Source organism: Thalassospira sp. MBR-102, assembly GCF_040549275.1.
Classification (GTDB): domain Bacteria; phylum Pseudomonadota; class Alphaproteobacteria; order Rhodospirillales; family Thalassospiraceae; genus Thalassospira; species Thalassospira xiamenensis.
This window is the reverse complement of sequence record NZ_JBEPTC010000009.1, coordinates 73,581-97,553: the sequence shown is the minus strand read 5'-3', so window position 1 is coordinate 97,553 and position 23,973 is coordinate 73,581. Positions and strand designations below refer to the sequence as shown.

Below are 23,973 nucleotides of genomic sequence, written 5' to 3'. Positions count from 1 at the left end.
TTATATCCGGCGCAACAGGATAAATCCCGATGTTTGATTTGCAGTCCCTTGGCATTGAATATGGCACGCTTGCGATGTTCGTGCTGCTGCTTGGTTTTTTGATGACCGGCATGCCGCTGGCATTTGTGACCCTGCTGATTGCCCTGCTGTTTACCCTTGGCTGGTTCGGACCGATGGCGGTACCGCTGATCACAAGCAGGGTCTATTCGTTTGTGTCATCCTTTGTCTTTGTCTCGGTCCCGATGTTCGTGATGATGGCAGCAATCCTTGATCGATCCGGCATTGCCAAGGACCTGTTCGAAGCCATGCGCCTGTTTGGTGGCCGGCTTAAGGGCGGGGTTGCGGTCCAGACGATTTTTGTCGCCGTCATTCTGGCCGCCATGAGCGGCATCATCGGCGGCGAGATCGTGTTGCTGGGCTTGCTGGCACTGCCACAGATGCTCCGTCAGGGATATGACAAGAACCTGGCTATCGGGGTTGTCTGTGCTGGCGGGTCGCTGGGCACGATGGTGCCACCATCCATCGTTCTGATCATCTATGGCCTGACGGCGAATGTGTCGATCGGCGATCTGTTTACCGCATCCTTCCTGCCGGGCTTCATGCTGGCGGGGTTCTATGTCGCCTATGTGCTGTTTCGAAGCTACACGGGGGATAATATCGCTCCGCCGCCGCGCACCGAAAAAATCCCGAACGAAGAAAAAATCCGCCTGCTCAAGGGCCTGATCCTGCCGTTCCTGGTCGTGATCTGTGTTTTGGGGTCGATCTATGGCGGCATTGCCTCGGTCACGGAAGCCTCGGCCGTTGGTGTTGCCGGGGTGGTCGCATCGACCATCGTTCGGCGCGAATTTTCGCTTTCCATGCTCAAGGCCGCATCGCTTCAGACACTGTCGACATGCGGCATGATCGTCTGGATCGGGATTGGCGCATCGGCACTGGTCGGAGTATTCAACCTTATGGGCGGGATCAAGTTTGTATCCGTCCTGATTACCGGCATTTCCGATGACCCGATGATCATCATCCTGTTCATGATGCTGATCCTGTTCGTGCTGGGCATGTTCCTTGACTGGGTCGGGATCGCCCTTCTGACCATGCCGATCTTTGTTCCGATCATCAAACAGCTTGGCTTTGATCCAGTATGGTTCGGGGTGCTGTTTGCGATGAACATGCAGGTCAGCTTCCTGTCCCCGCCGTTTGGCCCTGCCGCGTTTTACCTGAAATCCGTGGCACCACCGGACATAACGCTTGGCACGATCTTCAAGGCACTGGTGCCATTCATCTGCCTGCAGGTGCTGGCCGTGGCCATTCTGATCATCTTCCCGGGGATTACAGGGCGATAGGATCATCCGGACTGATAGAAACCCAAAATGACAAAGGGGAAGCCATAACGGCTTCCCCTTTGCGTTCGCACCACCCCATCCTCGAGGGAGAGCTGTGGGAGACCAAATTCCCGCCAGAACGGGAATGACAGGGTGGCGCGGGTGCAAGGGTTGTGAACGGCCAGTCAGCCGTTACGATAAAGGTAACTATAGGCATTGATCGCCGGCACACCGCCAAGATGGGCGTACAGGACTTTGGACCCCTTGGGGAAATAGCCCTTTTTGACCAGATCAATCATGCCCTGCATCGATTTGCCTTCGTAAACCGGGTCGGTCATCATGCCTTCCAGACGACCACACAGGCGAATTGCCTCGTTGGTTTCATCGGACGGCACGCCATAAGCCGGATAGGCATAATCTTCGATCAGGGTGATGTCGCGATCCGAAATACCGCCTTCAAGTTCGACCAGATCGGCGGTTTTCTGCGCAATCGCCAGAACCTGCGCGCGGGTCTGTTCGAGGGTACCCGACGCATCAATGCCAACCACCTTATCCGCACGGCCATCGGCGGCAAAACCGACAGCCATCCCGGCATGGGTGGAACCGGTCACGGTGCAGACCACGATATAATCGAATTTAAAGCCAAGCTCAGCTTCCTGGGCGCGGACTTCCTCGGCAAAGCCGACAAAACCAAGACCGCCATATTTATGCACCGATGCCCCGGCCGGGATCGGGTAAGGCACCCCGCCCTTGGCCTTCACATCCTCAAGGGCGGCTTCCCAGCTTTCACGGATGCCGATATCAAAGCCCTCGTCGACCAACTCGATCTCCGCCCCCATGACGCGGCTCATCAGGATGTTGCCGACCCGGTCATAAACCGCATCGTTAAACGGCACCCAGCTTTCCTGCACCAGACGGCATTTCATGCCGATCTTGGCGGCGATGGCCGCAACCTGCCTTGTGTGGTTGGATTGCACACCGCCGATGGTGACAAGGGTATCGGCCCCGGATTTGATTGCATCGGGGATGATATATTCCATCTTGCGGACCTTGTTGCCGCCAAAGGCCAGCCCGGAATTGCAATCCTCGCGCTTGGCATAAAGTTCGACATCGCCGCCAAGATGGGCGGAAAGACGCGGCAGAGCCTCAATCGGGGTCGGGCCAAAGGTCAGTTTGTATTTTTCAAATTTATCCAGGCGCATCGCGCACTCCCTGATTTGCAGAACGACATGGGAAACGAACCTCATGAAGGGGAAATGCTACCGCCAACCGCGTGAAAGGTGTTCTCGAACTTCGTGCCAATTTTTCACACGAAGCTTTCATCACATATCAAAATGTGCCTAGAATTTCGAAAATTTACAGAATTCCGGAAGGTCCTTTCATGACGCAGCCTGCCAATCCCGCAAATACCACCCCGATAGACCGCATCGATCAAAAGATTCTGCGCCTGCTGCAAACTGACGGACGAATGGGCAATGCCGATATTGCCAAACGGGTCAATGTCAGCCCGGCCACCTGCCACCGCCGGATGCAACGCCTGTTCGAAGAAGGATATATCACCTCCATCCGCGCCCAGATCGCCCCGGACAAGGTGGATCGCGCGGCACTGGTGATGGTTGGCGTGGTACTGGACCGCTCAACCCCTGACAGCTTCGCCGCGTTCGAAACCGCGTGCCGGAAACTTCCGTTCATCCTTGATTGCCATCTGGTGGCGGGGGATTTCGATTACTTTCTGAAAATCCGGGTCCGCGACATGGCCGATTTCAATCACCTGCATGGCGATCAGCTGATTGCGCTTCCCGGTGTCCGGCAAACGCGAACGTTTTTTGTGATGAAAGAGGTCGTCGACAATGCACCGCTGGCGTTTTGACCAAGAACAAGATCAACAGAGTTAGCGGTCGGACGGCAACGCTGTACGAATGGTGATGCGGCGATGGTGCGCTGCTCCCTGACGATCAAGCACGGTGATATCGTAAAAACCCGGTGCATCGGGCATCCAGTTTACGGTGCGTTTCCAAGGGTCGGAAACAAGCGGCACGCCATTGATGATCCAGATCAGAGGGCGCAACCCGTTGCGGGCACGCAGCGGCACGCCGCGCTGCTGAATATCGCCGAGCAGGAAAACCGCGTCCTCGGCAGGGGAAATGATATCAAGGCCGTTGGCAGCCTGTTTTGTTGTGCCCTTCTGTTGACGCGAAAAGTCCTTAAGTAGGTCGGGCGGCGGGGCTTTCCAAAGGTTAAAGGCCGCGTTCCTGGCTGGTGGCAAAGGCGGACGAGGGAGTTTTTCAAACACGGAAAACAAAATGGGGGCGGCAGCGCCAAGGCCGGTTTGGCCCGGTATCGGTTGCCCGGATGCCTTCCCCACCCAAACGCCAACGGTATAATCCCCGGCATAGCCAAATGCCCAAGCGTCGCGATAGCCATATGAGGTACCGGTTTTAAAGGCAATCGGCGGGGTATTGGTATTGTCCGACGATTGCCAACGATATCCCGCAGGACGCGGCGTATTTTGCAAAATACCCGTGATCCAGTTTTGAGTTCGAACTGAAAACATATCGCTGTCGGACAGGCACGGAACGGGTGCCCGATCACGCAGATATTGCAACGGACAGTTTTTACGATCCGCAGCCAGCGCCCGATAAAACCCGATCAGGTCTTCAAGGCGCACGCCAACCCCGCCAAGCGCCATGGCAAGATTGGGACTTTGCGCTTCACCGGGCAACCGCATTTCAAGGCCATTTCGGCGCAAGCTTTGCGCAAACCGGATCGGGCCATATCGTTCAAGCACCTTGACGGCCGGGATGTTGAGGCTAAATCGCAGGGCGTCGGCAATGCTGACCTGACCATATTCGCCGTGATCGAAGTTGGTCGGGTGGTAACTGCCATCGGCAATTTCCCGATCCCAGATCATGGTCTGGGGATGGGTCTGGTGATCATCAAATGACAGGGCGTAGATGAACGGCTTTAACGTTGATCCGGGGGAACGGATGGCGCGCGTCATATCGACGAACCCGTGACTGACCCGATCCAGATAATCGCGAGACCCCAGATGGGCACGGACCTTTGACGTGCTGTTTTCAACAACCATAATGGCCACAGAACGTTCGGGGGCCTGATCCCCACCGTGAAATTCAACAAGCTTTTGAAGGTCAGCCTGAAGGGCCGGATCAATCGTCGTGACGATACGGGTCTGATCGCGATTGGCTGCGACCAATCGTTCGGCAAGATGCGGGGCAAGCATCGGCAAAGGATATTGCGCAACAGGCAAAGGTTCCGCCAAAGCTTCGATATAATCGGCCCGGGAAATGGCATTCGTTAAATATAGCCGATCCAGCACCTTGTCACGGGCAGCACGCGCCGTTTCGGGAAAACGATCCGGGCGCAGACGGCCGGGCGATTGCGGCAGCACGGTAAGCAAGGCCGCCTCGGCAATTGTCAAGTGATCGGGTTCTTTGCGGAAATAGACATGGGTGGCACTTCGAATACCTTCGACACGCCCGCCAAACGGGGCCAGCGTGACATACATATCAAGGATTTCCGTTTTGGAATAATGGGCTTCGAGTTGGATGGCGCGCAGCATTTCGATGATTTTTGATAGGATCGTGCGATCACGCGGCTCCAGAAGGCGGGCAACCTGCATCGTCAGTGTTGATCCGCCCGACACGACATGCCCTGCCCGCACCCATTGCCCGACGGCGCGGATAAGAGCCAGCGGATCAACGCCAAAGTGACTGTCAAAACGGCGGTCCTCATAGGATTTCAGAAACCGGATATATTTCGGATCAATTTCCGCAATCCGCGTTTCCAGCCGCAGCAATCCATCGGCGGTGCCAAAAACCCGCAACGGGCGGCCATTTTCACCTTCAACCACGGTTGAAAGATCATCCAACCGGGCAAGATTGGGCGGGAAAACCCGATCAAGCCCCCACAGACACGCCATTGCCAGCAGAAAACTGCCGACAATGATAGAAGCGCGTCCGGGTTTGGGCCATGTCAATGTCACGGCGGATGTCTTTCGCGGTTAGTTGATCGGTTTGACCACAAGCGAGGACACCGTACCACGGGCGAAGAAGGCCGGTTTGTACATATCTTCGATATAAGGTGCCGGAAGAATATAGGTCCCCGGCGTCACCGCACGAACAACGTAAGACAGGCGGAAGTCGGCTTTCTCGTAACGCCCATAGCCGCCACTGCCAATATTGATCGAGGCGACGAACCGGTCATCACGTTCGGCGCGGAAATCGGTCCAGGAGACGTCATCGGGGCCAAGAGAAAGCTTGCCATCCAGTTCAGGGAAATGCGCGTTGCTTTCAATTTCAAACCCGGCAGGCAGCAAATCCACCACCAAGGCACGGTGCGACAGTTTGGCCGTACTTTTCCCCGACAGAACCACAATCAAGCGATCACCGGTTTTGACATTTTCCAAAGAGGCCGGTTTGCCATCAAGATCAAAATATTGGCGCTTGATCGACAGGTTATGGGCCTCTGGTGCCAGTGGGCTGGCCGGAATGCCGGTAACGGACCAGCGGGCAAAAACCGTGTGATCCCCGATATTTTCCACCTTGTATCCCGGTGTCACAAGTTCGGGCGGCAATGTCAGGCGATAGCTTCGCGCCGGTTCCATGTCTCGTCCGTTCAGACGCAGGGAAACCAGCTGGCTGGCATCTTTGGTAATGCTGGTTGCCGCCTGCAACAGCCAGCCTTTTTCCTGGGTACTTGTATAGCGTTCCTGATCGGATTGTTCGGTGACAGCCCGCAAAAGTGCCAGGCGTTCCGTTTCGCTGGCAAAGATTTCCTTTGGCAGGGTCAGGATTGCCGACAGATCGCGCAAGGACGAGCCGAAGCTGTGATAATAGCGCCCGGTCGAGCCAAGATTTTGAAGGATGTCATCCATTGAAACCGGATCGGCGTCCGCGCCAACCGTCACCAGGGCGGCATTCACCTGAGCGCGCGCCAGCGACCCGATGCCGGTATTGAGCAGTTTTTCCGCTTCGTATTTCAGGTTCGACACGGAATACCGATCATTGCGCGCCAGCACCAGCACCATATAGGCGCGTGCTTCGGGCGGGTATTGTTCATAGCGCACAACGTCCTGCATCCAATCCAGCGCATCATCAAAACGGTCATCCAGCACGGTATATCCGTTCGCACGCGCGGCCGTCAGGAAATCGGTGGCGTACGCAGTCAGCCACGGTTCGGGATCATTATGGCGATCCCAGAAACCGAAACTGCCATCGCCGCGCTGCTTGGCAAGAATGCGCACGATGCCGTCACGGATTTTGTCATCCAGACCGGCCGCATCGAAACGGACGTCACTCCAGCGTGACTGGGCATCCCCAAACGACAGCAACGGGAACGCCCGGCTGGTGGTTTGCTCCAGACAACCATAGGGATAGCGATCAAGTGCCGTGATCAGGTCCTGAACCCTGATTTCGGGAACCGACGACAGGGTCAGGTTCATATTGACCGTTTCAGGCAAATACTGACCGAGGATGTCAGCATTGAAATCAAGGACATCACCCGCGGTCAATTCCGCCTGCGCGGTGTGGTTTTCCCAAGGCTGGGCGGGACGGACTTCCATATCCCACTGGCGCTGCTGGCGGTAGCCATCCGGCCCGGAAACATCAAGCGTCAGCGTCCCGACACCGATCTTTCGCGCGGTAATGTCAAATGCAGTTTCAATTTGCTGGCCCTGTGCCAAAACACCGTTCCAGTCGGGCTGGGCGATGGCAAATTCATCACTGGACGACAAGCGTGTGTGATAATCGCCAGCCGGACCGCTTAGATTTTGCAGACGCAGAGCCACATTGGAGACATCCCCCGGTGCCTGAAAACGGGCGGGTAAAAGTTCGGCGACAATCGGGGCACGTACCAGCATATTTGCCGCCCCACCACCGGTGGCTGTTTTGCTATAGGTTACGGCAAAGAAACGCAGTTTGCCGTTAAAATCAGGCAGATCAAACTGTGCGGTCGCCACACCGTTTTCATCGGGTTTCAAGGTATCACTGGCCAGTGCCACCGATTTGAATACGCGGGCACGCAATGACCCCAGATTCCCAGAATCCGTTTCATCCCCCCCGGACCGGATCGTTCCGGCATCCCCGGATTGCGGGGCGATCAGATGACCATAAAGATCATAATAGCCAAGTTGCAGATATTGTTGTGCCAGCAGATCAAGATCAGGGCGCGGTGTCTTGAAACCGGTAAGACGCAGGATGCCTTCATCAACGGCAAAGACATTGACGCGCAGGTCTTCATCCCCAACCACCTCGCCCGAAACCGTGACCGGCACCGAAAGATGACTGGATGGCAGGACTTCGTCGGGCAGGTCAAAATCGACTTTCAATCTGTGGCTTTCACTGTCAAACGAAATCCATTTGGCCCCGACGGCACGGAACGGACCGTGCTGATCGGTATCAAGCCCCGCACGATAGGCCGTAGCAAGAACATAGGCGCCGCTGCCCCATTCCGCGCGGACAGGGATACTGAATTCCGTGCCATCCGCCGAAAGATCAAATTCCTGACGCCACAGAATGTTTTTGTGGGCAACCGTTACCTGAAGTCTGCCTTCGAACGGTGCTTTGACAAAGCCATTGATCGTATCCCCCGGTTTGACGTCGTCGGACTCAACCGTCAGGGCAAGCTGATCGGGGCGGTCAGGGGATTGCCCGTTCGACCACCAGCCGACATGGAAGGTATGATCGGCCGCACTGCCGGTCTGGTTATCGCGAATGACCGCGCGATAATATCCCCAGTCATCAAATCCGCGATCGAACGAAACAACGCCATCCGGGCCGGTCGTGACGATTTCCCGATCAATGGGAATGTCGTATTTTTCGTAACTCGATTGCCAGCGACCATCCTGATAGAACCAGTTGTAATCGCGTTCCTCGCGGACCCATTCGATCTGCAATTCATGATTGGCGATTGGATCACCCGCGGCATTCAGGGCGATTGCATCAAATGTCGCGGCTTGCCCATAAGACAGGGTATCGCCATCAAAGCGGGCTCTTACACCAACAAAGGTGTCGCTATTGCGCAGCGGCAGATTGACGGTCGCCCGGCTGGGACGGCCATCGATATCGGCAACCTCGATGTTTAGCCGGACGCGCAGCGGCGAGGAAACATCAACCTCGTCAAAGGCCGGAACCTTCAGTTCGGCGTAACCGCTGTCATCGCTTTTAACAGGGTCGAAAGCATTGCGGATTTGCGCCGTTTCCGATGCCAAGCCAAAATAATAATCGCCATAGGTCTCAAACGGTTTGTGATCAACCTGAAGCAAGGCATCCCCGCTGACCCGAAGGCCGCTTCCCGGGGCTCCAAACAGATAATCGGTTTGAACATCAACCGGCATCGATGCACCAAAGGCCATATAGGGGGCCGATACATGCGCGCTGACTTCAAGACGTTCGGGAACGAATTCCTCGACCTGAATTTCAAGATTGCCGATGGCATCCGCCTTTGGATCGCTATAGGCAGCAATCCGCCATTTCCCGGTCGCGGCAGCGCCTGAAATGGGGATATCAACACGCCCGCCGCCCAAATCATCCGGGGACTGAACGGTTTTGAAAACTTCCTTGCCATCGGGTTGATACAAAACAATGGTCAGGGGGATTTGGGCGCGCGCATTGGCCTTGTCGTCACGCAGCAAATAACCAAGTTTCACCGTCTCGCCCGGTCGATAGATACCACGTTCCGAGTACAGATAGGTTTGCAGCGGTTTGGGCGGCGCCTTGCCCGCGACACCATGGTCCGACAGCTCCAGTGCTGGCTGGGTCAGCGAAATAAACGAAAAATCACCGTCTCTGGTTTCTGCGGTCAGATAAACCGCCTGTTTGCCGCCGGTGCCGTTTAACAATGCCCCCGAAAGGTCCGCCCAGCCATCCGCCCTGGTGACGGCTTCACCGAGTATTTCATTATTGCGGGCGACAAGCCGCACCGTCGCCCGACCGACCGGTTCGGACGATTTAAGCGACCGGACCTGAAGCGACAGGCCATTTTCGCCGCTGTAAGCCGAAAGACCAAGATCGGTGACCACCAACCATTGAGTCGGCTGGTTGGCCCAGCTTTCATCCTGATCAGGATCGCTTGCGACCAGAACATAGAGCCCCGGCTTGAAGTCCGAAACCATATCGCGCAGGGGAATCTGGGTGACGACGTCCTGATCCGGACGATTGCGAATATCAAGCGTTCCAGACCAGATTTCTGCCCCGATATCATTGCCGATCTGGCGCATGTCCCAATTATCAAGCTCACGCGCCAGAAGATTGCGGGTCAGCGTCGTAACGATGTTTCGTTCCACAACGCGATAGAATTTAAGCGCCAAACGATCATGATTGACCGTTGTAACCGGCAAGACCGGCGTATCACTTTTTGGCAGGATATAGCTGTTTGTACCCAGTGAAATCGTGGCACGGCGCGTCCCGACCTTCACATCGTGGCTGAGATCCTCTGCCAGGGTAAAATCGTGGGGGCCTCTGAGGCCCTTGCGCAGGGTAACATTGGTGATTTGCGAATGCGGAAGGCCAAACAGACACAGCGCACCGTTGGAAATGCGCGCCGAATAGTCCCGTTTTGGCGACAATTCGATATAGGCACGCAATTCAAGATCCTGATCGGCACGCAATTCGTGATCAAACACAAAGCAGGTTTCGCTCACCGCTTTGTCCGATGCCACCGACACATTCTGAAGAACAATATCCCCGCGCAGCATTCCGGCAAGAACCGCAATCCGGGCATCATATTGCCCCGCAAGGCAGTCATGGATTTTTGCGGTTTCCGATGCGTCAAAACTGCAGGCGCGGTTACGTTCCCAAAGCCAGCCCACCTGATCGCTTTCGATGCTGTTTTGCTGATCCGGGTCTGACATGGACATTACCGACTGGTAACGTCGCGCCATTTCAAGGTCACGTTTTGCCAGGTCTTCGTTCTGGCAGATCGCATGTTCAACAAGCGTTGATGCGCGTTCGCACGGGAAACTTGCGGCATAGATCACGGGCGTCTGTGACGGCCCCTTTTCCTGAGCAAGAGCCGTTAAAGCCGGCAAGGTAACCATCAAGAAAAGAAGGCCTGTCAGCCATTTCACGCAACGCATCCGAACCTCTGTATTTTTATTTTATTGGCAGAATTCTGATTTTTATCCTTCTGCACAATAAAGGTTTTTTGTGGTCCGTCGTCCAGCATAAACATCACACAAAAAAACAGGTGGGTTACGGGAAACCACCTGTTTTCAGAAGACTGGCCGGAAACCGGAGTTTAGTCGCCAACCGGGAAGCGCATGGTGACGAATTCTTCCGCCGCGGATGGGTGCACGGCAACGGTCTGGTCGAACTGGGCCTTGGTTGCGCCCATGCGGACCGCAATGCCGATACCCTGGATGATTTCGGCGGCGTCCGGGCCGACCATGTGCGCACCAAGAACGACGTCGGTGGTTTTATCGACGATGAGTTTCATCAGCGTTTTTTCATCGCGCCCCGAAAGCGTATGGCGCATTGGTTTGAAGGTCGATTTGTAAATGACGACTTCGCCCCCCTTCGCCCGGGCTTCTTCCTCGCTCAGGCCGACCGTGCCAACCGGTGGCTGGCTGAACACCGCGGTCGGGATGGCGTTATAGGACATCGACCACGGTTTGCCGCCAAATACCGTATCGGCGAACGCCATGCCTTCCTTGATCGCGACCGGGGTCAGTTGGACATGATCGCGGACATCGCCAACCGCATAGATATTTGGCACGCTGGTTTGCAGCCCCGCATTGGTGATGATGGCACTATTATCCTTAAGCTCCACCCCGACCTCCTCAAGACCCATGCCATGGGTTTTCGGTTTGCGGCCGGTGGCAAACATGATGGCATCGACAACCTGATGTCCGCCACCGGTCAGAGTCAGGGAAAGCGTCCCGTCGTCATTTTTGCTGATCGCGGTGACATTGGTGTTCAGCTTAAGGTCGATACCTTTTTTGACGATTTCCCGGGCCAGGTGTTCGCGAATATCATGATCAAAACCGCGCAAAATCTGATCGCCGCGATAGAATTGCGTCACCTGCGCACCAAGGCCTGCGAAAATCCCGGCAAATTCAACCGCGATATAGCCGCCGCCGACAACGGCAATCCGTTCGGGCAGATCGTCAAGATGGAAGGCCTCGTTGGAGGAAATCGCGTGCTCGACACCGGGAATATCGGGCAGTGATGGCGTGCCGCCCACCGCAATCAGGATACGATCCGCCGTTACGGTTTTATCGCCAACGGCAATGGTGTGTGCATCCTTAAGCACCGCGCGGCTTTCGAACAGTTCGATATTCGATCCCGCCAGAAGCTTTTTATAGATGCCATTCAGGCGGTCGATTTCCGCATCCTTGTTGGCAATCAGCTTTTTCCAGCTAAAGTTTGGCTCACCCGGAAGGGTCCAGCCATAGGCGGCCGCGTCTTCGAAATCCTCGGCAAAATGTGCGCCGTAAACCAGAAGCTTTTTGGGCACACAGCCACGAATGACACAGGTACCGCCAACGCGGCTTTCCTCGGCAATCGCGACCTTTGCCCCATAGCCAGATGCAACGCGTGCGGCCCGCACCCCGCCCGATCCGGCACCGATGACAAACAGGTCATAATCATAATCCGACATGCGGAAATCCTTATTTCTCGATCATTGTGATCATTGCGTGATATGGGGCCAAATGTAGGGCGGAAATCACAAGAGTCGAGGCAAAAGCCGCCCCTTTGCGATGAATTTCGTGTTATCGCGCTGAAAAACACCCGCGCAGTGCCGGTTCACCACCCGAAGATAGCATTTGGTAATTTTCTCGCTATATGCTGAAAAGAGCCGGTGATTTGATGAACGGCCCCACAACACAGGAACAACGCCCATGAGTGACCGGATGACAGGTCAGGACGCATCGTTTGACAATGCCCCGCAATATGCAGATACGCGCGGCGGCAATACGGCTGTCGTCTGTTACGGCCTGATGATCGCGACGCTGTTTACCGCCTTTGCCACCGGTCTGATCGCGCTGATCGTTGCCTATGTCGCGCGCGAGGATGATGATCACTGGACCAACAGCCATTACACATTCATCATCCGCACATTCTGGATCAGCATCCTTTATGCGATCATTCTGGGCTTCTTCACCTTCGTGATCGGCTGGGTGCCGCTTCTGGGCTGGGCAATTGTCGGGCTGATGGCGCTTTATACCACCGCGTGGTTCATCGGGCGCAACGTGATCGGTCTTTTGCGCGCGCTTAACGGCAGCCCGATTGATAATCCGAAAAGCTGGTTCTTCGGATAAGATCACACTGATTTGGCGCAATCGGTTTTGTCCGATTGCGCCCGACTCCCCACCCCGTTAAAGTCGGGTTTGCGGACGCACACACGACACGGACAGGGAGTCGCATCGCCATGGGTTCGATGCAACCGGCCAAAATGCGCTGGGAAAATCTGCTTTCACCACACCGGCTTGATTTTCGGGATGGCAAGATCCGCCTGCCCGATGGCGATCCGCATCCAAGCCCGGATGGCAGAAGCCCGTTCCAGATCGATGTTGACCGGATCATTTTTTCATCCTCGTTCCGCCGTCTTCAGAACAAGACACAGGTTCATCCGCTTTCGGAAAATGACCATGTGCATACCCGCCTGACCCACACGATAGAGGTCGGATCGGTCGGGCAGTCGCTTGGCCTTATGGCGGGTGCGCATATCGTCAAGCACCTGCCCAAGGGAAGCCCGATCACCATTGCCGATATCGGTTACATGGTGCAGGCCGCGTGCCTGGCCCATGATATCGGCAACCCGCCATTCGGCCATTCGGGCGAGGATGCGATCAATGAATGGTTCACCACATCCCGCCTTGCCAAGGAAGAACTGACCGGGCGGTTGACCGGGCCGGAGCTTGAAGATTTGCGGCATTTCGAAGGGAATGCGCAAGGCTTGCGCATCATCAGCCAGCTTGAAATGAAGCGGTTTGACGGTGGGCTGAACCTGACTTACGGCACGCTTGGCAGCTTCATCAAATATCCGCGCAGCACGTCGGTGCCCGATGCGCGCCGAAAGGAATATACCGGGCTTAAGAAACCCGGATATTATCAGGCGGAACGCGACATTGCCCATGCGATTGCCAATGTTTGCGGGTTATCGCCGCTTGACGGGTTTGACGGCGCGTGGCGACGCCATCCGCTGGTCTATCTGGTCGAGGCGGCCGATGACATCTGTTATTCGGTGGTCGATCTTGAAGATGGCTGGGAACTTAATTGTGTCAGTTTCGAGCAGGTCGAACGCGCCCTTGCCCCGATTGCCCGCCACCCGGAAAAATATCCGGGTGATGCCGAAAAACGCTGGGCCGATTTGCGGGCCGAGCCGTGGTATGCCGAGAAATCCGAAGATGACCGGATCGGCTTTTTGCGCGGCAAGGCGATTGGCAATCTGGTGAAGGCGGCGGTTGATGCCTTTATCGCGCATGAGGACGCGTTGCTTTCGGGCACACTGGAAGGTGATCTGCTGGCCAATACGCCGCTTGGCAAGGATGCCAGACAGTGCAAGATGCTGGCGGTTGAACGGATTTATAACGCGCCGCATGTCCTGCCGATTGAAATGGCCGGGTTCGAGGTGATCAATGGCCTGCTTGACAGCTTTGTCCGGGCGGCAATCGACATTGAAGAACATAAAACGCATGGCAAGCGCCTGCCGCCGCAGGCCGACCGGATCGACAAACTTCTGTCGGGCAAGCTGTCGGAAGCCGACGGGCTTTATGCCCGGATCATGCGGGTGATGGATTATATTTCCGGCATGACGGACCGCTATGCGGTGACGCTGTTTCGCAAACTTCAGGGCATTACGATTTAACGCAAAAGCCCGGCAGGTTCGCCCGACTAAGATATTGATAAATATACAATTCTTTCCGTGCCGAGCTTTGAAAAGGAACTTTTCCCGGTTTTCTGGAAGAAAGTTCTTGATTTGTTCTTTTTGTTGTGGCATAAAGATAAAGTCAACAGGACAAATGGGTCCGGAGACAAAACCCGCAAAGCGTGATTCGCTTTTGCGGGTTTTTTGCGTTTCGGGCGGCAAAAACAGGAATGAGAAGATGACGGGGCAGCGATCTGACGCGATGACATGGCGGGGGCGGTATCGCCAAAGGGGCATCACCGGTGCATGGAAAAGTCATTACGGCGGTGGTGCGTCCGGGCCGTGAGGCCGTCGGAAACTTACGAAAACGGGTGTTTATCATGACGGGAGAAATGTGCCCTTGGGGCAAGGGTGTTGGTTCGGGGCAGCGATAGCCGGGGCGAGGCGAAGTTCGTCCGGTCCGTTTAGTCCAGTCCGGTCGTTGAAGCGTGACAATGCCGAGAATCAGCGGGCCCGAATTGCGCCCGGATTGGGTCGGCACGGGATCGGCTGGCAGGATCGGTTGCCAGCGGGCCGATGGATCGTTCGGAGATGCCGAAAGGCTGGTCATCGATGGCGGGAGTTGTGTGCCTGCCATTCGGCAACGTTGTTGCCCTTGGGGTGAGGTGCGTTTTGGGGCAACCGAGAGCGGGGGCCGTCCGGGGCGTGGTCCGTCCGGTCGGTGGCGTTTGGCGATACCGGGGGCAGCGGGGTTGGTTGGCTGGCTGGATTGGCTTGGCGATTGATCAAAGCCGTCATTCCGGGCGAAGCGCAGCGCAGACCCGGAATCCATGCCCCGTTGAAAGAGACTGGATTCCCGCTTTCGCGGGAATGACGATCTGGTTGGGAGGGCTTTGTCAGCGGTCTGGCATTGGCTGGCTGGATTGGCCTGGCGATGGATCAAAATCGTCATGCCGGGCGAAGCGCAGCGCAGACCCGGAATCCATGCCCGATTGGAAGAGGCTGGATTCCCGCCGTCGCGGGAATGACGATCTGGTTGGGAGGGCTTTGTCAGCGGTCCGGGGTTGGCTGGCGGGACTGGTTTGGCGATGGATCAAAACCGTCATGCCGGGCGAAGCGCAGCGCAGACCCGGAATCCATGCCCCGTTGAAAGAGACTGGATTCCCGCCGTCGCGGGAATGACGATCAGGTCGGGAAGGCTTTGCCCGCAATCGGAAAAGCCCGGCACAAGGACCGGGCTTTGATTTTCAGATGATGTAGTGGATGCCGCATTCGGTCTTGTCCTGCCCGGCCCAGCGACCGGCACGGACATCGGTCGAATTGGGATCAACCCGATCCGTGCATGGCATGCAGCCAATCGACAGGAAGCCTTCGGCTTCGAGCGGATGATGCGGCAGGGCGCGGTTTTCAAAGATATCTTCGATATCAGCCCGGTTATAGCCCGCCAGCGGATTGATCTTGATCCGGGTTCCGGCGGTTTCGATCACGGGCAGTTGCCCGCGTTCGCCACCGTGGAAGCGTTTGCGACCGGTCAGCCACGCGTCATAGCCCTTGAGCGCGCGTTGCAGTGGTTCGACCTTGCGCAGATAGCAGCATTTGGCGGTATCGCTGGCAAACAGCATGCCGTTGGGATCATCCGCCGCCAGAAGCGTTTCATCCGGACGCATGATCTGGATATTGGTCAGGCCAAGCTGATCAACGAGCTGTTCACGATAGCGATGGGTTTCGCCAAACAGCTTGCGGGTATCAAGGAAGATCACCGGCAGGTTCGGATCGACCTCGGACACGAGGGCGAGCAAAGCTGCGGCCTCTGTCCCAAAGGACGAGGTCATGGTGATTTTGCCGTGGAATTCCTCGTGCACCATCGGTTCGATCAGGGAAATGCCCTGCAAGTGACCGTATCGCGACAGCAGATCGGCCGCACGGACCTCGGCCTCCTCGACCGACATAGAGCCGCCGGTGACAATGTCTTCTTCGCGCATGACGGTCATCACAACCATCCCCGACGGTCGATATAATCGTCCGTCATTTTCAGGAGTTGTTTCATGTCCGCCCCATCGGCCTTCCATTTTTCACGCTGACCGGAAAGCTCGCGCAGGCGCTGATCCCATTTGGGCACCAGCCAGTTTTCAATCGCGCGGCGGATACGCCCGGCCAGACGCGGGCTGTGCCCGTTGGTCGACACCGTAATCATCAAATCACCGCGCGTGACCCGCGCTGGCGAGAAAAAATCGCAGTATTCCCTGACGTCTTCGACATTGGCAATCGTGCCGACGGCCTTGGCGATGGCGGCCAGCTCGGCGGCCTTTTCGTGGGGCAAATCGACAATAAACAGGATTGCGGCCGCGTTGACATCGGCCGAATTCGGGAGATAGCGGTGCAACCGGTCGCCGGCCTGGTCCACCAGTTCGGCAATCGGGTCTTCGGCATAAACGGTGACGTATTTCGCCCCATCACCGTCAAGCTGGCGCAAACGGTTCAGGGTTGCCTGCCCGTTGCCCACCAGCGCGACCGAAAGCCGCGCAAGGTCCAGATTGATGGGAAACATCGTCGATCCTCAAAAGAAAGTTTCTGTTGGTTGATTAAGACTATGATTGTGTATATCGGACAATTCAATACATTTTTTATGTGTTTTATATTTATAGAACACTATTTATTGCGCAAATAGGTTTCGTGATCCGGCCTCGGTGACGGCCGTAAAAGCATTACGGTGAAGCTTTTCCTGCACTTTTTAAAATTTCATCCTATATTGGGCGCGAAATTAAGCGCTTCGCATGACAAAGAGATCCCGCCGATGTCCCCGATTGAGCATACCAGCAGCGTTTCATCCGCCCTGCCCCACCCCGCCGACATAGCCCCCACCCCGCACAGGAATGTTGCGATGTGGCTGTTTTTTGTGGCGGCCATGGTGTTCATCATGGTGGTGATTGGCGGCCTGACGCGGTTGACCGAGTCCGGGCTTTCCATCGTGGAATGGCGTCCCTTTACCGGGATCATTCCGCCGATGAACGAGGCGGACTGGATGGCGCTTTATCAGCAATACAGCCAGTATCCGGAATTCCAGAAGATCAATGCCTGGATGTCGGTCGAGGATTTCAAATCGATCTTCTGGCTGGAATTCATTCACCGGCTTTGGGGCCGGTTGATTGGCGTTGTGTTCTTTGTGCCCTTCGTCTGGTTCCTTGCCAAAAAATCCATTGATGGCGCAACCAAATGGAAGCTTTGGGGCCTGTTCATTCTTGGCGGCTTACAGGGTGCGATGGGCTGGTACATGGTCATGAGCGGCCTTGTCGACCGCCCCGATGTCAGCCAGTACCGCCTGACCGCGCATTTCGGTCTGGCGCTGGTGATTTTCATCGCGTTGATGTGGGTCGGGCTTAACCAGTATGCGCCGCGTGGAGTGGCAACCCATGCCTCGAAACGCGGCTGGCAGCTTCTGGCGCTGATCGTATTTACCGCCCTTTCGGGTGGTTTTGTTGCCGGGATCAATGCCGGACATACCTATAACACCTTCCCGCTGATGGACGGGCAACTGATCCCCGACGGGCTGTTTGTCTATAGCCCCGCATGGCTGGCCCCGTTTGAGGATCATATGACGGTGCAGTGGGACCACCGGTGGCTGGCGAAACTGACCTTTGTCGCGGTGTTTCTGTTCTGGTGGCGGGCCGGGAAATGGAACCTGACACCGCAGCAACGCCTTGCCACCCATCTGGTGCTGGCGGCGGTTTGCCTGCAGGTGACATTGGGGGTTTCAACGTTGCTGTCGGTTGTGTGGTTGCCGCTGGGTGTGGCGCATCAGGCGGGGGCGGTGGTGCTTGTGGGGGCGATGACTTATGCGGTTTACAGGTTGTCGGGGGATCGGGACGCCTGAAGGGGCTCGATACCAGAACATGTGTGCCCCAAAAGCCGATGCTAAAAAATAAATCTGGCCCCTTTTTACCCTAGACTAGCGAAGCCACTGATGGGCCCAAACGATGATTTTTGCAAAGAGTTCATTGGCCAGCTGAAACTCGGCATAGGAGATTATCATGAGCTCTAATAGCGGAAGCTTCAATGACCTTGAATCACGCTATGCCAAAATCCGAGAGGGAAACCGACAAGCAATTATCGAGAATGATATCGTTGTCGACCCTCTGCCTCAGCCAGGCGAACTTCGCTGGGGAATAAGCACTGTGTTCAGGCCGAAGTTAAGCGCAGAACTTTGGAGAGATATTGCGGACCTGCGAAATACCATGGGTGAGGTCCACGCTGCGTATGACCCAAACAGCGTTCATGTCACTGTCCGTTCGAATGAAGGTTTCCGGGCGAACATCGTCGCTAACGATTCAGATGTGGCCGGATACGCTGATGCTATGAAAGCTGTCATAGAGGGCCACCAGCCGTTTGAAGTCACATTCAAAGGTATGATTGGCGTAAGAACCGGTGTGCTACTTTGCGGGTATCCTCATTTTGACCTCATCGAACTGAGGAAGAAATACTTCCTCGAGCTTGAGGCGCGGAACCTTGTTCGTCCGGGACCTGAGCCTACGATTGAGAATGTGCGAAACACTTGTCACGCCAGTATGCTCATGTTTTCTGAGCCGCTATCTGACGCAAAGATGTTTACTGCACACCTTGATAAATTGGTAAATCGAGACTACGGCACAGTAGTCATCGAAGAATTCGATATAGTCTCTTACTCTCGCACCCTCAGTCAGATTAAGACTGTCACGCATGCTACAGTTCCGGTAAGCAAAGTTAAGAAAAGCTCATTCTGATGAGCCTTAGAAGTTGCGCGAGCAAAAGGAGACAGATTTAATTAATTAGCGTTCTACTATTCAGCTCAGGATAGAGCTGCATCGGTTACGTAGTCTGCAACATGACCGTCCGGCGAACCAACTCTCGACGGTATGAAGGTATCACATTATGCTCTGGCCTGAGCGTAATGCCAGAGCAGAAGTTCATGCCCTCGTTTTGGTATCGGCAACGGTGTAAGCGGCCCTAGGCACAATGGCTTGGTAGCCAAGAATCAGCTTCGCATAACTCTTTGCAGCCCCCCCAAGCTTATGCGTTTTCAAATCCACCAAAGGCATCCCGCACGATATTCTCCAGCATAGACACTTCCGTATCTGTCAAAGCTTCAAATTCCTTGTTTCGGCGACGTTTGGGGAGTTCCCATTGGTTCTGGCGCACAAACATAATGAAGTCTTCTGCGAGCCTATCGGGCATTTCTATTGCCTCCATAATGGCCCTCATGGCTTCATCATGTCGGCGGATGTAATCAATTTCGCGCGGGAGGTCGTGCTCAACCGTGTGACGCACACAGGCATAAAGAAACTCGGCCTCATCGGTGCAATCATAATAGCGATATAAGTCAGCGGTATCGTTTAATACCTCGACATTCCGCTCTGGTGTCGGCTGCCACTCAATGTAGCGCATCAAGGGGCCTGAATGTCCTTGAAGTGTGGCCTTGTAAGCATCAATCCGATCAAGCATGACCGACGACACGGGGAACACCATGCCCGGAGGTGTGAACTTGCGCTCTGCCAGCACATGCTGGATCAGGCAGCGATGAAGACGTCCGTTACCATCTTCATGGGGGTGAACATACACAAACCCGAAGGCCGTAGCCGCGGCTTGAAGAACGGCGTCAAGGCCAGCCTCACGCATACGTGTGTTTGCCTCGATCAGGCCTGCCGTCAAGTTTTCGAGATCGTCGGGGCAAGCTCCTATAAATTCGGGAAGTGGCTCCCCATACCGGTCCCGCTCGCCCAGGAAAACCCCGTCCTGGCGGAGCCCGACCTGAATGAATCGATTATCCTCAATCAGAACACCGTGAAGGCGAATGATCTCCGCCATATCAAGTGGGTTCTTGCCTGCTTGCTGAACCGCCTTCCCCCACCGTTCAAGACGACTTCTGGGCGGACGCTCCCCTTCAATCTCAAAGCTGGCACGACTGTCGGCCAAAAGCATAAAGCTCGCCGCGCGCGCGATGATATGCTTGCCTATTCGCCCCACAGTCTCATGTGCTTTATCGGCCAGCATCAATGTGCAGAAATCTTCTAACGCTGGCGTACGACGAATGACGGGGCAAAACCGCGCATTTCCAAGCAGGTTATCGCGCACCTTATGACGCTTGGACGGACGAGGCTCTGCTGTAAAATATGCCTTGGGATCGAGAAGATCGACAAAGGCCACATTTGGTGCGTCCGGCACGTCCAATTGATTGCCAGTGAGTGTCTCATACAGAAACCATGCGCGCCGCGACGGCGCACCGGTGGGCGCAGATAACACAAAGGCTTTCACCTCACCCGGATCAATGGCGTCAAACACCCGCTTGAGAACCAGTAAATCCATGGCTTCATGTTTAAGCGCAAAGGTGAGGTGATCCCCGAACGTCTCGCCGAGCAAGAACCGTTTATCGAAGACTTTCCAGCCTCCTTCAACTCTGGAGCCACCTCGTATGTGTTTTTCCGAGACACAGCATGCAACGCGCACGGGAGCCTGCACATCAAGTGCATAAACAAGCGCAGACAGGCCGACAAGCGTTGTTCCCTCGGGGACAAGCTCATCCTGAAATGTGAGAGGCGTCGCCGGAACGAATTGCATATGTCGTAAATCTTTCGCGTATGTCGTATTTCTTTCTATTTAACAGGATAATGTCGAAAAATATTCTTCTCAAGCTTTGTCGTAAAATATGCGCAGGCGTCGTATTATGCTGAAAAATAAGCTCATCCGTCGTAATTCAATCGCAAATGCCATAAAAAGGGATTTTCAGGCACCCTCACCCCTCGTCCCGATGCAGCGCCTTTCTGATCCGGCGCATGGATATCCAGATGGCGGCAAGGACGACGGGCACGGCGATGCCGGTGGCGAGGCGGTCGTTGATCGGAAGGCCGGTATCCTTTAGCGCCTTGAACAGATATCCCAGAAGCCCGACGGCGTAATAGGTGATCGCCGCCACGGACAGGCCTTCGACGGTCTGTTGCAGGCGCAGTTGCAGTTTCACACGGCGATCCATGCTGGCCAGAAGGTCGCGGTTTTGGGCTTCGAGCAGGATATCGACCCGGGTGCGCAGCAGGTTGTTGGCACGTGCCACCCGTTTCGAGAGGACTTCGAGGCGATCACCGATATTCTGGCAGGTGCGCATGGCCGGGGCCAGACGGCGTTCCATGAACTCGGTCATGGTTTGCAGGCCTTCGACGCGTTCCTCGCGCAGTTCGACAAGGCGGGCCTGAAGGATGCGGTAATAGGCGCGTGCCGCGCTGAACCGGTAATTGAGCGATGCGGCCATTTCTTCGGTCTGGGCGGCAAGGTCGGTCAGTTTTTGCAGGGTGCCTTCGTCGTCGGTGTGCGATTTGCTGGCCATTTCGGCGGTGATCGAGGACAGGCGTGTATCGATTTCCGAGACCTTGGGCGTTGCGCAATGGGCCAGCGGAAAGGCCAGCAACGCCATCATGCGATAGACCTCGATTTCCTTGAGCCGCTGGATCAGACGCCCGGCCTGCAGGACTTCAAGGCCCTGATCACGGATCAGGATGCGGCCAAAGCCATCGCCATGCAGGCGAAAATCGGTCCAGACCATCGCCGTACCGCCCAGAACGCGGCTGCCGGTCAGGCCGTTATGATCAAACAGGCGCGATACTTCATCAGACGAGCGTTCATCCCGGTCCATCGCGATATGCAAACCGACCAGAAGCTGCCCCGGGGTGGCTTCAAGCCAGTCCTGCGGGATCAGGTTGATGACCGGGTCATCAAACGGATGGTCAAAGGCGGCCTGACGTTTGAAGACGTAGACCGTGAATTCCGCGTGGCGTTCCCAGATGACGGAAAAACCGTCGCACTGGGCTTCGTAATATTTCTGATCGGGTGCCGGGGGTGTCAGGCTGTATCGTTGACAGAAGCCCTGAAAATGGGTGCGGACATCGGTATCGAGTTCCTCGCCTGCGTGAAAGGCGATGCAGGTGCAGCGGGCCGGGCTTTGCACCCCGCCAAACGGGCGGGCATGGATTTCGTTATGAAGGGCGACACGCTGGGGATGTTCAACAAACATTGCCACGGGCTTTCATAATTGGCCATTGCGGTCTATATAGAGCCTTCGGGGCACGCCCCGACACGTTCTGTATAGACGAAAGTCCAAGGTGGCAGATAGCCCTGAAAACGTAAGGGAAAATACTGTCACAAATGCTTTAACTTACAGGCGAAAATCGCCCATTTGGCCAAAGTCGCCCATCTGTTGCCATCCGGCACGCCCGCAAGGAGGTTTCATGACCGATCTGAGCAAAACCGACAGCCTGTTTTTCGCCAATGGCGACCTTGATCGCGACCGGCTTGAAAAGCAGGTCAATGATGCGCTGGGCGCGGCGGAAGACGGGGAACTTTTCCTTGAATACCGGCAGTCCGAAAGCCTGACATGGGATGATGGCCGCCTGCGCAGTGCCAATTTCGACACCGCACAGGGTTTTGGCCTGCGTGCGGTTGCCGATGAGGCCACCGCCTTTTCGCATTCGAACGAGCTTTCCAATGACGCGGTTGGCCGTGCGGCCGAGACCGTCAAGGCGGTTGGCAATGGCCGGTCGGGCAAGGTCGATCTGGGATCAGTCGGCACCAATGTGTCGCTTTATTCCGATGTCAATCCGCTGGGCGAGGCAACGTTTGAGGCGAAGGTTGATCTGCTGGGCAAGATTGATGCCTATGCGCGCGCCAAGGACCCGCGCGTGGTGCAGGTTTCCGCATCGATTTCGGGCAACTGGCAGGCAGTGCAGATCTGGCGCAGTGGCGGACAGCGGATTGGTGATATCCGCCCGCTGGTGCGGTTTAACGTTTCCGTCGTCGTCAAGCAGGGCGACCGCATGGAAACCGGATCGCATGGTCAGGGCGGGCGCATTGGCTATGACGGGTTCTTTGAAGAAAAAAGCTGGAAATCCGCAGTTGACGAAGCCTTGCGTCAGGCGACGCTGAACCTTGAATCGGTTGCGGCCCCTGCGGGCGAGATGACCGTGGTGCTTGGTCCGGGCTGGCCCGGCATTCTGTTGCATGAAGCGATTGGTCACGGGCTTGAGGGCGATTTCAACCGCAAGGGCACATCGGCCTTTGCCGGTTTGCTGGGTCAGCGGATTGCATCGCCGGGGGTCACGGTTGTTGATGATGGCACGATCCATGATCGCCGCGGGTCGCTTTCGATTGATGATGAAGGCACCCCGACCCAGCGCACGGTCCTGATCGAGGATGGCATCCTGAAGGGCTTCATGCAGGATCGGTTGAATGCGCGCCTGACCGGGGTGAAATCCACCGGCAATGGACGACGTCAATCCTATGCCCATGCGCCGATGCCGCGCATGACCAATACCTATATGCTGGGCGGTGACAAGGACCCGGGCGAAATCCTGGCGTCGGTCAAGAAAGGCATTTATGCGGTCAATTTCGGCGGCGGTCAGGTCGATATCACATCGGGAAAGTTCGTGTTTTCCGCATCCGAGGCCTATCTGATCGAAAACGGCAAACTTGGCGCACCGGTCAAGGGGGCGACCCTGATTGGTAATGGCCCCGATAGCCTGACCAAGGTTTCCATGATCGGCAATGACATGAAGCTTGATGACGGGATCGGCACGTGTGGCAAGGATGGCCAGGGTGTGCCGGTTGGCGTTGGTCAGCCAACACTTCGCATTGATGGTTTGACTGTTGGTGGCACGGCCGTTTAGGTTGAATTTAGAACTTGTTTTGAAGCAAAAGGCCCGGCAAATTGCCGGGCCTTTGTACTTACGAATAAGTATAAAGACCATTGCATAGACTTGGTATCATTCAAACGCATGACTTTCCCACAGACCGTATAATCAATAATCTATAACGA

General features: G+C 55.8%; 15 protein-coding genes. 7 read left to right on the top strand and 8 right to left on the bottom strand.

What is annotated here, in order from left to right; translation table 11 throughout:
• The first annotated feature begins 29 nt into the window (after nt 1-29).
• Entirely contained in the window at nt 30-1,337 is a 1,308-nt protein-coding gene (locus ABIE64_RS15470) for a TRAP transporter large permease (RefSeq protein ID WP_007091270.1), read from the top strand.
• Between the two features lie 164 nt (nt 1,338-1,501).
• On the opposite strand, the gene ABIE64_RS15465 is transcribed toward ABIE64_RS15470, so the two are convergent.
• Nucleotides 1,502-2,518 carry a 1-aminocyclopropane-1-carboxylate deaminase gene (locus ABIE64_RS15465; protein ID WP_037991707.1) on the bottom strand — a complete coding sequence of 339 codons (1,017 nt, stop codon included), beginning with the start codon at nt 2,516-2,518 and terminating at the stop codon, nt 1,502-1,504.
• A 179-nt stretch (nt 2,519-2,697) separates the two neighbouring features.
• Between ABIE64_RS15465 and ABIE64_RS15460 the strand changes: the two genes are divergently transcribed.
• On the top strand, nt 2,698-3,186 hold the full coding sequence (locus ABIE64_RS15460; protein ID WP_071239408.1) for an Lrp/AsnC family transcriptional regulator: 489 nt from the start codon (nt 2,698-2,700) through the stop codon (nt 3,184-3,186).
• A gap of 21 nt (nt 3,187-3,207) precedes the next feature.
• Here the strand turns inward: ABIE64_RS15460 and pbpC are convergent, their stop codons facing one another.
• The 3 genes from pbpC to gor form a co-directional block, all read right to left on the bottom strand.
• Entirely contained in the window at nt 3,208-5,319 is a 2,112-nt protein-coding gene (pbpC, locus tag ABIE64_RS15455) for a penicillin-binding protein 1C (protein WP_354377895.1), read from the bottom strand.
• An 18-nt stretch (nt 5,320-5,337) separates the two neighbouring features.
• Nucleotides 5,338-10,401 (bottom strand): MG2 domain-containing protein, encoded by a 5,064-nt coding sequence (locus ABIE64_RS15450; protein ID WP_354377894.1) that lies wholly within the window; start codon nt 10,399-10,401, stop codon nt 5,338-5,340.
• 170 nt (nt 10,402-10,571) lie between these two features.
• On the bottom strand, nt 10,572-11,933 hold the full coding sequence (gor, locus tag ABIE64_RS15445) for a glutathione-disulfide reductase (protein ID WP_354377893.1): 1,362 nt from the start codon (nt 11,931-11,933) through the stop codon (nt 10,572-10,574).
• A 241-nt stretch (nt 11,934-12,174) separates the two neighbouring features.
• Here gor and ABIE64_RS15440 point away from each other — a divergent pair, with 241 nt between their 5' ends.
• Together ABIE64_RS15440 and ABIE64_RS15435 are read left to right on the top strand one after the other, a co-directional pair.
• Nucleotides 12,175-12,594 carry a DUF4870 family protein gene (locus ABIE64_RS15440; protein ID WP_037991700.1) on the top strand — a complete coding sequence of 140 codons (420 nt, stop codon included), beginning with the start codon at nt 12,175-12,177 and terminating at the stop codon, nt 12,592-12,594.
• Nucleotides 12,595-12,704: 110 nt separating this feature from the next.
• Complete coding sequence (locus tag ABIE64_RS15435) at nt 12,705-14,144, top strand: deoxyguanosinetriphosphate triphosphohydrolase (protein ID WP_354377892.1); 1,440 nt, start codon at nt 12,705-12,707, stop codon at nt 14,142-14,144.
• A gap of 1,247 nt (nt 14,145-15,391) precedes the next feature.
• On the opposite strand, the gene ABIE64_RS15430 is transcribed toward ABIE64_RS15435, so the two are convergent.
• Nucleotides 15,392-16,135, bottom strand: coding sequence for a phosphoadenylyl-sulfate reductase (locus ABIE64_RS15430; RefSeq protein WP_417834939.1), 744 nt, complete (start codon nt 16,133-16,135; stop codon nt 15,392-15,394).
• Nucleotides 16,135-16,692 (bottom strand): precorrin-2 dehydrogenase/sirohydrochlorin ferrochelatase family protein, encoded by a 558-nt coding sequence (locus ABIE64_RS15425; RefSeq protein WP_354377890.1) that lies wholly within the window; start codon nt 16,690-16,692, stop codon nt 16,135-16,137. The genes ABIE64_RS15430 and ABIE64_RS15425 overlap by 1 nt, the downstream gene beginning before the upstream one ends.
• Nucleotides 16,693-16,938: 246 nt before the next feature.
• Here ABIE64_RS15425 and ABIE64_RS15420 point away from each other — a divergent pair, with 246 nt between their 5' ends.
• Together ABIE64_RS15420 and ABIE64_RS15415 are read left to right on the top strand one after the other, a co-directional pair.
• Nucleotides 16,939-18,015, top strand: coding sequence for a COX15/CtaA family protein (locus ABIE64_RS15420; RefSeq protein ID WP_354377889.1), 1,077 nt, complete (start codon nt 16,939-16,941; stop codon nt 18,013-18,015).
• 157 nt (nt 18,016-18,172) lie between these two features.
• Nucleotides 18,173-18,901, top strand: coding sequence for a hypothetical protein (locus ABIE64_RS15415; RefSeq protein ID WP_037991174.1), 729 nt, complete (start codon nt 18,173-18,175; stop codon nt 18,899-18,901).
• Between the two features lie 286 nt (nt 18,902-19,187).
• On the opposite strand, the gene ABIE64_RS15410 is transcribed toward ABIE64_RS15415, so the two are convergent.
• A complete protein-coding gene (locus ABIE64_RS15410; RefSeq protein WP_354377888.1) occupies nt 19,188-20,732 on the bottom strand; it encodes a Fic family protein in 1,545 nt (514 codons plus the stop codon).
• Between the two features lie 175 nt (nt 20,733-20,907).
• Nucleotides 20,908-22,176 carry a DUF3422 family protein gene (locus ABIE64_RS15405; RefSeq protein ID WP_354377929.1) on the bottom strand — a complete coding sequence of 423 codons (1,269 nt, stop codon included), beginning with the start codon at nt 22,174-22,176 and terminating at the stop codon, nt 20,908-20,910.
• A gap of 214 nt (nt 22,177-22,390) precedes the next feature.
• On the opposite strand from ABIE64_RS15405, the gene tldD reads away from it, so the two are divergent.
• Nucleotides 22,391-23,824 carry a metalloprotease TldD gene (gene tldD / locus ABIE64_RS15400; protein ID WP_354377887.1) on the top strand — a complete coding sequence of 478 codons (1,434 nt, stop codon included), beginning with the start codon at nt 22,391-22,393 and terminating at the stop codon, nt 23,822-23,824.
• Nucleotides 23,825-23,973: the final 149 nt, after the last annotated feature.

What these genes read in the sequence shown, in the direction of transcription:
- ABIE64_RS15435 (WP_354377892.1), top strand. Translation starts at nt 12,705, where the DNA reads ATGGGTTCGATGCAACCGGCCAAAATGCGCTGGGAAAATCTGCTTTCA.
- ABIE64_RS15440 (WP_037991700.1), top strand. Translation starts at nt 12,175, where the DNA reads ATGAGTGACCGGATGACAGGTCAGGACGCATCGTTTGACAATGCCCCG.
- ABIE64_RS15415 (WP_037991174.1), top strand. Translation starts at nt 18,173, where the DNA reads ATGAGCTCTAATAGCGGAAGCTTCAATGACCTTGAATCACGCTATGCC.
- ABIE64_RS15425 (WP_354377890.1), bottom strand. Translation starts at nt 16,692, where the DNA reads ATGTTTCCCATCAATCTGGACCTTGCGCGGCTTTCGGTCGCGCTGGTG.
- ABIE64_RS15405 (WP_354377929.1), bottom strand. Translation starts at nt 22,176, where the DNA reads ATGTTTGTTGAACATCCCCAGCGTGTCGCCCTTCATAACGAAATCCAT.
- ABIE64_RS15465 (WP_037991707.1), bottom strand. Translation starts at nt 2,518, where the DNA reads ATGCGCCTGGATAAATTTGAAAAATACAAACTGACCTTTGGCCCGACC.
- ABIE64_RS15420 (WP_354377889.1), top strand. Translation starts at nt 16,939, where the DNA reads ATGTCCCCGATTGAGCATACCAGCAGCGTTTCATCCGCCCTGCCCCAC.
- ABIE64_RS15460 (WP_071239408.1), top strand. Translation starts at nt 2,698, where the DNA reads ATGACGCAGCCTGCCAATCCCGCAAATACCACCCCGATAGACCGCATC.
- gor (WP_354377893.1), bottom strand. Translation starts at nt 11,933, where the DNA reads ATGTCGGATTATGATTATGACCTGTTTGTCATCGGTGCCGGATCGGGC.
- ABIE64_RS15430 (WP_417834939.1), bottom strand. Translation starts at nt 16,135, where the DNA reads ATGACCGTCATGCGCGAAGAAGACATTGTCACCGGCGGCTCTATGTCG.
- ABIE64_RS15470 (WP_007091270.1), top strand. Translation starts at nt 30, where the DNA reads ATGTTTGATTTGCAGTCCCTTGGCATTGAATATGGCACGCTTGCGATG.
- ABIE64_RS15410 (WP_354377888.1), bottom strand. Translation starts at nt 20,732, where the DNA reads ATGCAATTCGTTCCGGCGACGCCTCTCACATTTCAGGATGAGCTTGTC.
- tldD (WP_354377887.1), top strand. Translation starts at nt 22,391, where the DNA reads ATGACCGATCTGAGCAAAACCGACAGCCTGTTTTTCGCCAATGGCGAC.